This window comes from Chromatiales bacterium (genome assembly GCA_024234935.1).
In the GTDB taxonomy this organism is placed as follows: domain Bacteria; phylum Pseudomonadota; class Gammaproteobacteria; order Steroidobacterales.
Genome location: JACKNI010000001.1, coordinates 163,595 through 177,721, shown reverse-complemented (window position 1 = coordinate 177,721; position 14,127 = coordinate 163,595). Strand labels below are relative to the sequence as shown.

Sequence of the window (14,127 nt, the reverse complement as noted above, 5' to 3'; positions counted from 1 at the left end):
AGTCAGCGGGAAGGATGACGGCGCAGACCTCGACGACGGGCAGCTATCGGGAAATCTTCAGTACCGGCATCTGGTCGAACAATCCGGGCATGGCCCAGCTGCTCGGCCTGTGCCCGCTGCTCGCCGTCAGCCGCACGCTGCTTGCCGGACTGGCGCTCGGCATCGCGACGCTGCTGGTGATCTGCGCCACAAACGTACTGGTCTCGGTTTCCCGTCGCTGGATCGACGCCCGCGTACGACTGCCCGCCCTGGTGCTGATCATCGCCGCTTTCGTGACCAGCGTAGACCTGGTCTTCAAGGCCTTCTGGTTCGACATGTACGGCGAGATCGGCCTGTTCATTCCGCTGATCGTCACCAACTGCGTGATCCTCAGCCGCGCCGAGGCCTTCGCGATCCGCAATCCGCTGCTGCCCGCACTGCTCGATGGCCTCGGCCACGGGCTGGGCTTTCTGCTGGTGCTCACGGCACTTGGCGCGGCTCGCGAGCTGTTCAGCCAGGGCCTGTTGATCGCCAGCCTGCCGCCGGGCGGCTTCTTCGCACTGGCCGGACTGATCGCCCTGCGCAATGTCCTGCGGAACAGGAAGGTCGCATCCCGATGACGCCCGCGAGCCGCCTGGCGATCTTCCGCCGTCTGCAGAAGGCCAATCCGCGGCCGAAGACCGAACTCGTCTACCGCTCGACATTCCAGCTGCTGGTCACGGTGATCCTGTCTGCCCAGGCCACTGACGTCAGCGTCAACAAGGCAACCAAACCCCTGTTCAAGGTCGCCAACACACCGGAAGGACTGCTGAAACTCGGTGAAGCGGGACTCAAGAAATACATCCGCACCATCGGTCTCTACAACACCAAGGCGAAGAACATCCTCCGCACCTGCCGCATCCTGCTGGACGAATATGGCGGCGAGGTGCCTGCGGACCGCAAGGCGCTCGAGGCTCTGCCCGGGGTAGGCCGCAAGACCGCCAATATCGTGATGAACATCGCCTTCGGTGTACCCACCATCGCGGTCGATACCCATGTGTTCCGGGTCTGCAACCGCACCGGGCTCGCCCCCGGCAAGACGCCGCGTGCTGTCGAGGACCGTCTGGTCGCCTGTACACCGGAAGCCTTCAAGCTTGATGCACACCACTGGCTGATCCTGCACGGCAGGCATGTCTGCAAGGCACGCAAGCCCGACTGCCCGAACTGCGTGATCGCCGCTTACTGCGAGTATCCCCACAAGACCCCGCCGCCCGATGAGGACTGAGCAGCGACTCTACCTCGCGCTCGATCAGGGCGGTCATACCAGCCGGGCACTGGTCTTTGACGATAACGGTCAGCTTGTGGCGACCGGCTCCATGCCCATCGACACGCTCCGCAATGCCAGCGGCCATGTCGAGCACGAGCCCGAGGCACTGATCGCCTCGCTGAACAGAGCGATCTCAATTGCCTGCAAGGGGCTTCCTGCGCACGGCCGGATCGTTGCGGCGGGACTCGCCACCCAGCGTTCGAGCATGTGCTGCTGGCAACGTCGAAGCGGCACCGCGCTCAGCCCGGTGATTTCCTGGCAGGACCGGCGCAACGCAGCCTGGCTGGAGACACTCGGCACGCACGCCGGCATGATCCGGCATCGGACCGGCCTGGTGCTGACCCCGCACTACGGTGCCAGCAAGATGCGCTGGTGCCTGGACCATCTGCCGGCGGTGCAGGCTGCCCACGCGGCCGGCAACCTCGTGATGGGACCGCTGGCGAGCTTTATCTGCAGTCGTCTGCTCGACAACCAGCCCTGCCTCGCCGATCCGGCCAATGCTGCACGCACCCAGCTCTGGGATCCGGCTACACGAGACTGGTCGGCCGAGCTGCTGCGCCTCTTTGGCATCGCCCGCGAAGATTTGCCCCTGCCGGTCACCAGCCGCTACACCTGGGGTCAGCTGGGCACACCATCCGGCGCTGTCCCCCTGACAGTTGTCACCGGCGACCAATCGGCCGTGCCCTTTGCCTTCGGCCCGCTCGATCCCCGCACGGCTTACGTGAACATCGGCACGGGTGCCTTCATCCAGCGCGCATTGCGCGACCGCATGCCGGCGGCAGAGCAGCTGCTGGTCAGCGTCGTCTGGTCCGATGCTGAACGCGTCGACTACATGCTTGAAGGCACGGTCAACGGGGCCGGCAGTGCGCTCGACTGGCTGGCCAAGAGCGAGAAGCTGACACTGGGCGAACTGCTGGAGGCGGGACAATCGGCGATTGCTGCCGGTCTGGAGCCACCCCTGTTTCTGAACGGCATCGGCGGACTCGGCTCACCTTTCTGGCGCAGCGATTTCGAATCACGCTTCGCAGGTACAGGGACTCCCGGCACACGCCTGCTCGCCGTACTCGAGAGCGTCGCCTTCCTGCTGTACACCAACTACCGCGAACTGGAAGCGCACGGGCCGCGCTTCACTCGGCTGCTTCTGACCGGCGGCCTGACCGCGAACGACTACCTGTGCCAGTGCCTGGCCGATCTCTGCGGGATGCCGGTCGTGCGCAGCGATGAGCCCGAAGCGACCGCGCGCGGACTGGCGCGGCTGATTGCCGCTGATGAGGCTCGCGACTGGCCCTTGCCAAGCACATCAACGCTGACGCCGGCACGAAATCCGGGTCTGCACTCGCGTTTCGCACACTGGCAGCAATTGATGCAGGCGCAACCGTAGCGCTCAGGGCTGGCTCTGGTTGCGGTCAGAGCAACGCCGTCGCACCTCGTTTTTCCAGGCATGGCTGACCGGAATTGTGCGCCCGTCATGCAGTATGAGATCCAGCCCGCTGCCCCGCTGAACCATCCGTGCAACGCTGTCCCAGCAGACCCACCAGGACCGATGCACCTGGCTACCAGTATCCAGTGCAACCATTTCCCGTATCGCATCGTTGAAGCGATAGCGCACCAGGTCACTTCCGCAGTCGCTCACCACCTCGATGTAGTGCTCGGCCGCCTTCAGCGTCTGAACCCTGGATTCAGGCGGCAGCTTCGACTGCTGCAGAAAACCCGGCCGTTCAGGGTCGACAATGACAGCAGTCGCAGCGGGGGACGCGGAGGCATCGGTGGTCATTACTTCACGACCAGCCAGTCGTGCGGCTGGCTTCGCCTCGCGCTGCGTGTACCAGCCGACGCCGAACTGACGCCGGTAACCATGGACGGCAGCCATCCAGAGAGGCAGAAAAAACACTGTGGACCGGCTGAACAACCGCAGCAGGTAATCACTGGTAAATGTCACCGCCTGTGGTGACAGGCTGGCCGCGTGATCCGGGTACAGCCATGAAAATATCAGCAGGTGGCAATACAGAAGCACCGTGAGCGGCAACCAGGCAATCAGGAAACCCAGCAGCAGGATCCGCCACAATGCCCAACCACGATCACGCACAAGGTGCGCAGCTGCCAGCGCACCCAGATGCCCGCCCCACCACGCGATGAGAACCCGGCTCCCCAGATAAAACCAGCCGGCCGCAAAGCCGAGTTCACCGATCGGCCGGATACCCAGTGCGGCAATCCACAGGGAAATCAGCAGCGGCGTCACCAGCAGGAAGAAAACATGATCCCTGCGGCCGGGTTTTCGGTCACGCAGATTACCGGGCTGACCGCGCGGCGATCGACCAGCACCGTTCCAGACGGCAGATAGTGGTTGGGCAATCACCGTGTTTCGCCGATTCCAAGCCTGTTCTTGTTGATCATGGGCCTGTCCAATTAATGCCACGAGCAGTGGCAACCGGCAAGCCCGGATCGGGCAAACCAGCCTCCTCACCGTCCACAAGCCGGTCATTCCGGCTGCATTTCATGCCAGAGCCCCTGACATGAATCTCCACTCAGGACAAATACCCGTGGATTCAAGACTTTCCGCTTGCGAGGGATCGCCGGCGATGCGATTACTCGGGACGCGGACGGGGGAAACCGTCATTCATGTATATCCGGGGAGAGAACAATGCTACGCAAGAAAACGATCCGGGCCGGTTTGCTGGCCGCCCTGTGTCTGACACTGGCCAGCCAGGCTGGTGCTGCACCGCCAAGTCCACCGCAACGTATTGGCGTGCTCTACGCGATCCACGGTGGAGCGACAAGCTGGGGCCCGCAAAACGCCTGGGACTCCAGCGCACAGATGTTTTATTACGATGCAAATTCATTCGGTTACAAGAACATCATCTGGAATCCCACATTCTGGCCACTGATGCTGCTTGATCCGACCGGCCAGGCCCAGTCGAAAAAATATGATTTCGAATATGCGCGGCTGGGTGGGCAGGACCGCTACAACTCGATCACCGATACCCAACTGGCGCACATGACCTCCGCGCTGAACATCCGGGCTGCCAGCTACAACAAGATCAACAAAAAGACCCCTGTAACCATTTTCACGGGGAAAATGAGCTGGATCAGCGACAACCCGGCCGACTTGCCGAATCCACGCGGCATGTACAACCCGCAGGTCGCTGGCGGTGCGCCCCTGACCTACTGTGGCGGCCCGACCGACGGTGGCCCCTGGGCAGGTTGTGATCCACAGCGTTACAACGTCGATGGGGCCGTTGAGCGCATGCTCGCCAACGACATCAGCCGGCTGATCGTCGTTGACACCACCACCAGCGGTGTACGTTTCTGGAAAACCTTTGAGCAGATCAGCGAAACCCGCAAGTTGGTCAACGCCTACAACACTGCAAACGGGAAAAGCGTGACGGTCGAGTGGGTCAATGATCCGTCGAACCTGATGACCGACTCCTACCCGACCGCCCCGGCGAACTGGACCTCCTCACTCGGCGCACCCGTCACGGATGCAGCAGTGCCGTTGACCGGCCGACCCAACCCGTTCACCGAGGATCCGGCCCTGGCCTGGATCCAGGTGGTGGGCATTGTCCGCGCAATCAACAGCAATGTTCCGCTCAACGAAACGGCGGTGGTGCTGATGAATCACCATGTGGGCGCCAACAAACAGTGGTTCGACCCGAAGATCGATGACACGGTGGCGCTCAACCAGAAGATCCGGCAGTCGCTGCGCACCCTGTTCCCGCAGATTGCGGAACAGAACATCATCGGCGCATGGTTCGGACGGTCGGAAATCAATCCGAACATCATCCCGAAGCCACCAACCTTTTCGCAGATGGAACGCACGCGCGCGATGCGCGGCGAAAATCTGGGCGAAGCATGGCTGTATGAAAGCCATGATGTGCTGCCGACCGGCCTGGATGGCTACCTGTACTGGGATGCCCTGGAAGAGCTGAAGAACCGCGGCATCAAGCACATCATCATCGCGTTTCCGCAGATCATGTCGGAATCGGTACTCAATCTGGTCGAGATTCCCAACCAGATTGCCAAGGAAATCGGCTTCAAGAACTGGCTGTACTGGAACACCAAGGACTACGACACCTATCCGGGTGTCGGCCATCCCTTCGCTGCCTACTGGGGCAACTGGGCAAACACGCAGTGCAAGATACCCGGCGGCACCGGCACTGAAGGCTGCTGTTTCGTGATGAGTGGCTGCCCTGCCACGACCCAGCCCTACCCGCCGCTGCGCCAGTCCTCGGCCACTTCGCCCATCAGTGCGCTTGATCCCAACCTCGCCTATGCCGTATCGGAGTATGGCCATCTGGGCTATGACCCGAACCAGGGCGCACCAGACGTGAATGCACCGGTACAGAACCAGTACACCGGTACGTGGGCCCTGTGGACGCCACCAAGCGACAGCCCGCTGGTTGGCGCCTATGTCGGTACCAAGGTCTGGCAAAAGATCGCGGCACCGTAGGCGTCAATCGATTCCCGTACTGCGAGCCCCTGCTTGCAGTACGGTGATTAGGAAAGTTCCGGGCCATGGATGGCCCGGAACTTTTTTCCCGAATGAAGGCAAGCCAGAAGCTGGCCATCGCTAGCCGTTGGCGAGCTATTTCTTCGGCAGGTACAGATCGACCAGCGTGCCTTCGAAGGCCTCCGCCGCGAAGGCCACGGTTTCCGACAGGGTCGGGTGCGGATGGATGGTGAGCCCGATATCGGCAGCATCGCAGCCCATCTCGATGGCGAGAGCGACTTCGGAGATGAGATCGCCGGCGTTCGGACCGACGATGCCGGCGCCGATCACGCGGTGGGTCTTTGCATCGAAGAGCAGCTTGGTCATGCCCTCGTCGCGATTGAGGCCGAGCGCCCGGCCACTCGCGGCCCAGGGGAACTGGCCCTTGCCGTAGTCGACGCCCTGCGCTTTCGCTTCGCTCTCCGTGATGCCGACCCAGGCGATCTCCGGATCGGTATAAGCGACTGAGGGTATCACCCGCGCATCGAACGCCGCCTTGTGGCCCGCCGCAACTTCAGCGGCCACGCGGCCTTCGTGATTGGCCTTGTGGGCGAGCATCGGCTGGCCGACGATGTCGCCGACCGCAAAGATGTGCGGCAAATTGGTACGCATCTGTTTGTCGACCGGAATGAAGCCGCGCTGGTCTACCGTTACCCCGGCCTTCTCCGCCGACAGACGCTTGCCGTTAGGCGCACGGCCCACCGCCATCAAGACCTGGTCGTAGGTCTCGGTCGCTGAGGTCTTGCCTTCAAAAGTAACCTGCAGGCCATCAGCAGCCGGCACGATCCTGGTCACCTTTGTGCCGGTCATGATCTGTGCGTAGCGTTTGGCGATGCGCCGCTGCAAGGGGCGGACCAGGTCCGGATCACAGCCCGGCATCAGGCCATCGGTGAGTTCGACCACCGAGATCTTCGTGCCGAGCGCGCTGTAGACGGTAGCCATTTCCAGTCCGATGATGCCGCCGCCCACCACCAGCATGGTCTTCGGCACGCTGCGCAGCTCCAGCGCACCGGTGGAATCGATGATGCGCGGGTCATCCGGAAATCCCGGCAGACGCACGGACTCGGAACCCGCCGCGATCACGCATTGCCTGAAGGCGATGACTTTGCGCTGCCCGCCATCGACGACTTCCAGATGGTACGGCGACAGGAAACTGCCCGTACCGCGCACGATATCGACCTTGCGTTTCTGCGCCAGCATCGCCAGGCCGCCGGTCAGTTTGCCGACGGTGCGGTCCTTCCAGCCGCGCAGTGCAGCCATATCGATCTGCGGCTCGCCAAAGCGCAGCCCGCAGTCGGCCATGCCCTCGACGTCGTCGATGACCTTGGCCGCATGCAGCAGCGCTTTCGATGGAATGCAGCCGACATTCAGGCAGACACCACCGAGCGTGGCCCAGCGTTCGACCAGCGTGACCTTGAGGCCGAGATCGGCCGCGCGAAAAGCCGCCGGATAACCACCGGGGCCCGCACCCAGCACCAGCAATTCTGTTTCCAGATCAACCGGGCCGCTATAGGTCGCTGCGGTATCCGGTATCGCCCTGGCAGACGGCGCCGGTGCACCGGCTGCCGGCGCCGCACCCGCACTGCCAGCCGACCGGCCCGCCGCTGCGCCCGCCGCAGCGCTGGCCGCAGCGCTGGCCGGACTGGTGGCCGGACCGCTGGCCGCAGCGCTGGCCGGACCGCTGGCCGCAGCGCTGGCCGGCGCCTTGGCCGGGGAACTGGCCGGCACAGCGATCGCTTCGCCGTCCAGCCTGACGATCAGCTGTCCTTCCGAAACCCGGTCGCCCTTTTTCACCAGCAGCTCTTCGACCACGCCACCGGCAGTCGATGGCACTTCCATCGCAGCCTTGTCTGTTTCCAGCGTGATCAGCGTGCCTTCGGGCTTGACGGTATCGCCAATCGCCACATGCACTTCGATGATCTCGACGTCCTTGAAGTCGCCGAGATTGGGAACCTTGACCTCGATTACTGCCATCGCCGCTCAGTCCGCCAGCAGACGATCCACGTCGCCCAGCAGGCTGACGAGGAAGGTGGAAAAGCGGGCGCCGGTCGCACCGTCGATGACGCGATGGTCGTAAGCCAGCGACAGCGGCAGGACCATGCGTGGCACAAACTTGTCCTTTGCCCAGACCGGTTTGATGCTGGCGCGGCCAACGCCGAGTATCGCCACTTCCGGCGCGTTCACGATCGGACTGAAGTAGGTGCCGCCGATTCCACCGAGGCTCGAAATCGTGAAGGTGCCACCCTGCATCTCCCCAGCCGTGAGCTTGCCGCTGCGTGCCTTCTCACTCAGTACACCGAGTTCGCGGGCGATCGTGAACAGGTCTTTCTGGTCGGCATCGCGGATCACCGGCACCACCAGGCCCTGCGGCGTATCGGCGGCAAAGCCGATATGCCAGTACTTCTTGTGTACGAGACCGGTACCGTCTTCGGTCAGCGAACTGTTGAAGTCCGGAAACTCCCGCAGCCCGAGCACGGCCGCACGGACGAAGAAAGCCAGTGGCGTGAGCTTTACTCCCTCTGCGGCAGCCTTGTCCCTGAGCGCCTTGCGCCGCTCTTCGAGTGCGGTGATATCGGCCTCGTCCTGCTGTGTGACATGCGGAATGTTGAGCCAGGCTGCCTGCAGGCGCGGACCGGAAATCCTGCGCACGCGTGACAGCGGCGAGACCTCGACCGGGCCGTATTTCGCAAAGTCCACCGCCGGAACCTTCGGCAGCGAAGGGCCGGAGCTGACTGCGCCGCTCATCACCGACTTCACGAACTGCTTGACGTCGTCGAGCAGCACACGGCCCTTCTGGCCCGAGCCTCTTACCCGGCCGAGATCCACACCGAGTTCGCGGGCGAACTTGCGCACCGAAGGACTGGCATGGGCGCGCGAGAACGTGGACTCATCGATCGGCGGCAAGGCCTGCGCAGCGGCGGGTCGCGAGGGCTCCAGGGTACGACGTGCGGGCGGCGCCGCAGGCGCTTCGGTTCGCGCGGGAGCCGGTGCGGCCGATTTCGCTTCCGGCGGCTGTGTCGCCGCTGCCGTTTCCGCCTCGTCTGCTTCAAGGAAGGCGATCAGGTCACCGGTGGACACGCGGCCACCCTGGGCGACTTTCAGTTCGATGACCTTGCCGGCCACGGGCGATGGCACTTCCATCGCCGCCTTGTCGGTCTCCAGCGTGATCAGCGTCTGCTCGGCACGCACCTGATCGCCCGGCTTGACCACAACCTCGACGATCTCGACGTCCTTGAAGTCGCCGAGATCCGGGACTCTTATCTCACGTCGTGCCATGAATTGCTCTCAACCCGGAAAAATCAGACAGTCACAGGATTCGGTCTGGCGGGATCAACGCCGAGCGTTGCAATCGCTTTCGCAACCGTTTTCGCATCGATACTGCCTTCATCGGCAAGCGCCTTGAGCGCGGCGATCACGACATACCGGGAATCCACCTCGAAGAACTCGCGCAGCGCAGCCCGGGAATCGCTGCGGCCAAAGCCGTCTGTACCCAGCACCACATAGCGACCGGGCATCCAGGGCCGGATCTGGTCAGCGACGATGCGCATGTAGTCGGTGGCCGCTATGCAGGGTCCGGCCTGGTCTGCCAGATTGCTCGCCACAAAGGACCGCCGGGGCGCCTCTGCGGGATGCAGCATGTTCCAGCGGTCGCAGTCGATGCCATCGCGCCGCAGCTCGGTAAAACTGGTCACGCTCCAGACGTCTGACGACACCTGGAAGTCTTTCTCGAGCATCTCCGCTGCCGCGATCACTTCCCGCAGGATGGTGCCGGACCCCATCAACTGCACATGCAGCTTCTTACGCGCTCCGCTCCGCAGCCGGTACATGCCGCGCAGGATGCCTTCTTCGACGCCCTCGGGCATGGCGGGCTGGACATAGTTCTCGTTCATGACGGTGATGTAGTAGAAGACACGCTCCTGTCTCTCGTACATCCGCCGCATTCCGTCGTGCATGATCACGGCAAGTTCGTAGCCGTATGCCGGATCGTAGGCCACGCAGTTCGGGATCGTGGATGCAGCCAGATGGCTGTGTCCGTCCTGGTGCTGCAAACCTTCACCGGCCAGCGTGGTGCGGCCAGCCGTTGCACCGAGCAGGAAGCCCTTGGCCTGCGAGTCGCCCGCCGCCCAGATGAAGTCGCCGATGCGCTGAAAGCCGAACATCGAATAGAAGATGTAGAAGGGAATCATGTACACGCCATGATTCGCATAAGAGGTTGCCGCCGCGAGCCAGGAGCAGAAGGCGCCGCCTTCGTTGATGCCTTCCTGGAGGATCTGGCCCTCCTTGTCCTCGCGGTAGTACATGAGCTGCTCGGCATCCTGCGGCGTGTAGAGCTGCCCTACCGAGGAATAGATGCCGATCTGCCGGAACATGCCTTCCATGCCGAAGGTGCGTGCCTCATCGGGCACGATCGGTACGACGTTCTTGCCGATGGCCGGATCGCGCAGCAGGCTGTTTAGCAGGCGGACAAATACCATCGTCGTCGATGCAGCCCGGTCACCCGTGCCTTCCAGCTGGGTCTTGAACAAGTCCAGGCCGGGCACCACGAGCGGCTCGATCTGCCGCTTGCGCGCGGGGAGATAACCACCGAGCTGCTTGCGGCGCTCCTGCAGGTAGCGCATCTCCTCGCTGTCCGGCGCTGGTCGGTAAAACGGAACCTTGTCGATGTCGGCATCAGAAATGGGGATGTGAAAGCGGTCGCGCAGCGCCTTCAGATCGTCGACGTCGAGCTTCTTGGTCTGGTGCGCTGTCATGCGCCCTTCGCCCGCCTGACCGAGACCATAACCCTTGATGGTCTTCGCCAGAATGACCACCGGACGACCGTCCTGCTGCATGGCACGCGCATAAGCGGCGTGTACCTTGATGGCATCGAGACCACCGCGATTGAGCCGCCAGATCTCGTCATCCGACATGTGGGCGACCATAGCCTTCAGTTCGGGATACTTGCCGAAAAAGTGCTCCCGGGTATAGGCGCCACCGGCAGCCTTGAAATTCTGGTATTCGCCATCGACCGCTTCTTCCATCCGTCGATGCAGGAAGCCCTGGTGGTCTTCCGCCAGCAGCGGATCCCAGCGCGAGCCCCAGAGTACCTTGATGACTGCCCAGCCGGCACCGCGAAACGCTGCTTCGAGTTCCTGGATGATCTTGCCGTTGCCGCGTACCGGGCCATCGAGACGCTGCAGATTGCAGTTGATCACGAAGATCAGGTTGTCGAGCTTCTCGCGCACCGGCATCGTGATTGCGCCCATCGACTCCGGCTCGTCCATCTCGCCATCGCCGAGGAAACACCAGACCTTGCGCCCGCTGGTGTCGGCAAGGCCGCGATGCTCCAGATACTTCATGAAGCGGGCCTGATAGATGCCCATCATCGGGCCGAGGCCCATCGATACGGTCGGGAACTGCCAGAAGTCCGGCATCAGCCATGGGTGCGGATAGGAAGAAAGTCCCTTGCCCTTGCCGGCCACTTCCTGGCGAAAATAGTCGAGCTGTTCTTCGCTCAGCCTGCCCTCGAGATAGGCACGGGCATAGATTCCCGGTGACGAATGACCCTGGATGTAGATCAGGTCACCGCCGGACTCGGCGTTGGCCGCCCGCCAGAAGTGATTGAAACCGACCTCATACAGGGTCGTCGCTGAAGCATAGGTCGCGATGTGGCCGCCATACTCGGTGCTCCGCCGGTTGGCCTGCACCACCATGGCCATCGCGTTCCAGCGCAGATAGGCCTCGATTCGCCGCTCGATGGCGCGATCGCCGGGATACTCGGGCTGCAGCCAGAGCGGAATCGTGTTCAGGTAGGCGGTATTGGGACGAAATGGCAGATAGGCGCCGGAACGCCGTGCGTGATCGACCATCTGGTTGAGCAGGAACTGCGCACGCTCGGCCCCATGTACGCGCAGCACGGAGTCGATCGACTCGATCCATTCGTGAGTCTCGTCCGGATCGAAATCATCAGGCTGAATACTCGGGTTGACTGAATCCGACACTGTGGCTCCGCTGACGTTGTGCGACTTGCCCTATACTGCGGGCTGGATGGACTGAGGCTGAGCTGGCAGAAAAACAATGATCGGCGTTTCGCGAAAACAGGTCAAGCAAGCAACAGCGGACAGCCTGCTTCCTGCCGGTATTCCGTTCAAGGTAACGCAGACACCGGGGCGCCTGCGCAAAAGCATGCTCACGACCTTCGATCACCTCATCGTCGTAGCGCCAACCCGGCCCAAAGCTTCGCTGTGGCGTGACGTACCCGGACTCAAATCGCTGCAGCCACGGATCAGGCGCCTCGGCAAGGCCTCTGCCGGCCGCCCGTTGCGCAGTATGGTCGGCAGCAGCACGACGGCTGCAACACTCGGACTGCTTCCGCCGCAAAAAAAAGGCAGCGGCCCCTTGCCGGCTTTCAGTCTGCTCAGGTTTGCCGGCGATCTGGTCGCGGACGCGATCGGCGACGAACCGCGCTCGATTGGTCTGCTCGCACACGGCTTTGCGGCCGAGGACGCTGAACGCATCGTCACTGCACTGCTGCTCGCACTTGGCGCGCGCGCCTGGCAGCCGCCCGCGTTCCGCAAGGACAACCGGCCCGCACAGCTCAAGAAGATCCAGCTGCTCGGCCTGCCGGCGGAGATCGACCTGGAGCGCGTGCTGGCAGAGGCAGAAAGCGCAAATCTGGTGCGTGGGCTTACCGCATTGCCCGCCAACAAGCTGAACGCAAGCGCGTATCGCGGGCTGCTGGGCGAGCTGGCCAGGCAGAACGGTTGGGAATTCGAGTGGCTGGATGAACCCGCACTTGCAAGACTCGGCGCCGGTGCCTTCCTCGCGGTCTCCCAGGGAAACGCCAGTCGCGACGCGGGCATCGCCCGCCTGCGTTACCGGCCGGCGGGCATCGCCCGCCAGCCTGATCTGGCACTCGTCGGCAAGGGCATCATCTTCGACACCGGTGGTACCAATACCAAGAGCGCCAAGTACATGCTCGACATGCATCTGGACATGTCGGGCAGTGCCGTGTCGCTTGCCGTGCTGCAGGCACTGACTGCACTCCGTTCTCCACTGTCCATCGACTGCTGGCTCGCCATCACCGAGAACCGCAGCGGGCCTGCCGCCTACAAGCAGCGCGATGTGATCACCGCCAGCAACGGCGTGACCATCGAGGTCATGCACACGGATGCAGAGGGCCGCATGGTGCTGGCTGACACGCTGGCACTGGCGGGACGTGAAAAGCCGCGACTCATGATCGACTACGCCACCCTGACCGGCGCCTGTGTCCACGCGCTGTCCGAACGCTACAGCGGTGTATTCAGCAACCGCGAATCGCTCAACGAATTGCTTGTACGCACCGGGCGGGATTCAGGCGAACGCGTGTGGCCCTTCCCGATGGACGACGATTTCGACGATGACCTCAAATCGAAAGTCGCCGATGTCAGCCAGTGCAGCACCGGCGGTGAGGCAGACCAGATCCTGGCCGCGCGATTCCTGCAGCGTTTCGTGCCGGAAGCGACGACCTGGATTCATATGGACCTGTCCTCCGTGACCCGCAAGGAAGGCCTCGGACAGATGCCGGGCGGGTTTACCGGTTTCGGCGTACGTTACAGCCTGGCACTGCTGCTCGATCACGCTGCCGACCTGCATGAACTGGCCATGCCCGTCACGCAGCCACGCCACCGCTGATGATCAGCACCCGCTTTCGCGGCTTTTTGCCGGTCGTCGTCGACCTTGAAACCGGCGGTTTCAACGCGCGGACCGATGCGCTGCTGGAAATTGCCGCGGTGCTGCTGACCATGGACGAGGACGGCACGCTGCGCAGGGGCGAGACGGTGTCATTCCATGTGCAGCCGTTTGACGGTGCCAATATCGAAGCGGCCTCACTCCAGGTCACCGGAATCGATCCCTTCCACCCGCTGCGACCTGCGATTCCCGAACGCGAAGCCCTGCAAAACATCTTCCGCGAAGTGCGTCAGGCTGTCCGGAATGCGGGCTGCAAGCGCGCGATTCTCGTTGCGCACAATGCCCATTTCGATCTCGGCTTCCTGAACGAGGCGATCGCCCGTACCGCCGTCAAGCGCAGTCCCTTTCATCCCTTCAGCGTGCTCGATACTGCAACGCTGTGTGGCGTCGCCTTTGGTCAGACGGTACTGGCCCAGGCCGCGCTTGCCGCGGGCATGGAGTGGGACAGCGATGCCGCCCATGCAGCGGCCTACGACGCGGAAATGACCGCCGACCTGTTCTGCGAGATCGTCAACCGCTTCAAGCCGATTTACGCTGCCGCACTGCCGCTACCCCCGGTTGTCGCGGAAAGCGCAGATGATGAACCGCTGCCGCCGGAGACCTGACCGCTCACGCCGGCAGTGAATTGAATAAAGCCGGGCACTCT

At 63.0% G+C, this 14,127-nt stretch carries 10 protein-coding genes; 6 read left to right on the top strand and 4 right to left on the bottom strand.

The features are described 5' to 3' along the window. Positions 1-14 precede the first annotated feature (14 nt). The 3 genes from rsxE to H6979_00760 are packed head-to-tail and all read left to right on the top strand — an operon-like array spanning position 15 to position 2,666. Positions 15-599 (top strand): electron transport complex subunit RsxE, encoded by a 585-nt coding sequence (rsxE, locus tag H6979_00770; protein ID MCP5138379.1) that lies wholly within the window; start codon positions 15-17, stop codon positions 597-599. Further along, positions 596-1,243 carry an endonuclease III gene (nth, locus tag H6979_00765; GenBank protein ID MCP5138378.1) on the top strand — a complete coding sequence of 216 codons (648 nt, stop codon included), beginning with the start codon at positions 596-598 and terminating at the stop codon, positions 1,241-1,243. Before rsxE ends, nth begins: the two co-directional genes overlap by 4 nt. Then, positions 1,233-2,666, top strand: a complete 1,434-nt coding sequence (locus H6979_00760; GenBank protein MCP5138377.1) for a hypothetical protein — start codon at positions 1,233-1,235, stop codon at positions 2,664-2,666. Before nth ends, H6979_00760 begins: the two co-directional genes overlap by 11 nt. A gap of 3 nt (positions 2,667-2,669) precedes the next feature. Here the strand turns inward: H6979_00760 and H6979_00755 are convergent, their stop codons facing one another. Further along, positions 2,670-3,524: a LytTR family transcriptional regulator gene (locus H6979_00755; protein ID MCP5138376.1), complete on the bottom strand. Its 855-nt coding sequence runs from the start codon at positions 3,522-3,524 to the stop codon at positions 2,670-2,672. A gap of 402 nt (positions 3,525-3,926) precedes the next feature. Here H6979_00755 and H6979_00750 point away from each other — a divergent pair, with 402 nt between their 5' ends. Then, positions 3,927-5,732, top strand: coding sequence for a hypothetical protein (locus H6979_00750; GenBank protein MCP5138375.1), 1,806 nt, complete (start codon positions 3,927-3,929; stop codon positions 5,730-5,732). A 135-nt stretch (positions 5,733-5,867) separates the two neighbouring features. Here H6979_00750 and lpdA read toward each other — a convergent pair whose 3' ends face one another. The 3 genes from lpdA to aceE are packed head-to-tail and all read right to left on the bottom strand — an operon-like array spanning position 5,868 to position 11,752. Then, positions 5,868-7,745 (bottom strand): dihydrolipoyl dehydrogenase, encoded by a 1,878-nt coding sequence (gene lpdA, locus H6979_00745; protein MCP5138374.1) that lies wholly within the window; start codon positions 7,743-7,745, stop codon positions 5,868-5,870. A gap of 6 nt (positions 7,746-7,751) precedes the next feature. Continuing rightward, positions 7,752-9,047 (bottom strand): dihydrolipoyllysine-residue acetyltransferase, encoded by a 1,296-nt coding sequence (locus H6979_00740; GenBank protein MCP5138373.1) that lies wholly within the window; start codon positions 9,045-9,047, stop codon positions 7,752-7,754. Between the two features lie 23 nt (positions 9,048-9,070). Further along, on the bottom strand, positions 9,071-11,752 hold the full coding sequence (aceE, locus tag H6979_00735; GenBank protein ID MCP5138372.1) for a pyruvate dehydrogenase (acetyl-transferring), homodimeric type: 2,682 nt from the start codon (positions 11,750-11,752) through the stop codon (positions 9,071-9,073). Positions 11,753-11,828: 76 nt separating this feature from the next. On the opposite strand from aceE, the gene H6979_00730 reads away from it, so the two are divergent. Together H6979_00730 and rnt are read left to right on the top strand one after the other, a co-directional pair. Then, entirely contained in the window at positions 11,829-13,424 is a 1,596-nt protein-coding gene (locus H6979_00730; protein ID MCP5138371.1) for a leucyl aminopeptidase family protein, read from the top strand. Next, positions 13,424-14,086: a ribonuclease T gene (gene rnt, locus H6979_00725; protein MCP5138370.1), complete on the top strand. Its 663-nt coding sequence runs from the start codon at positions 13,424-13,426 to the stop codon at positions 14,084-14,086. Before H6979_00730 ends, rnt begins: the two co-directional genes overlap by 1 nt. Positions 14,087-14,127: the final 41 nt, after the last annotated feature.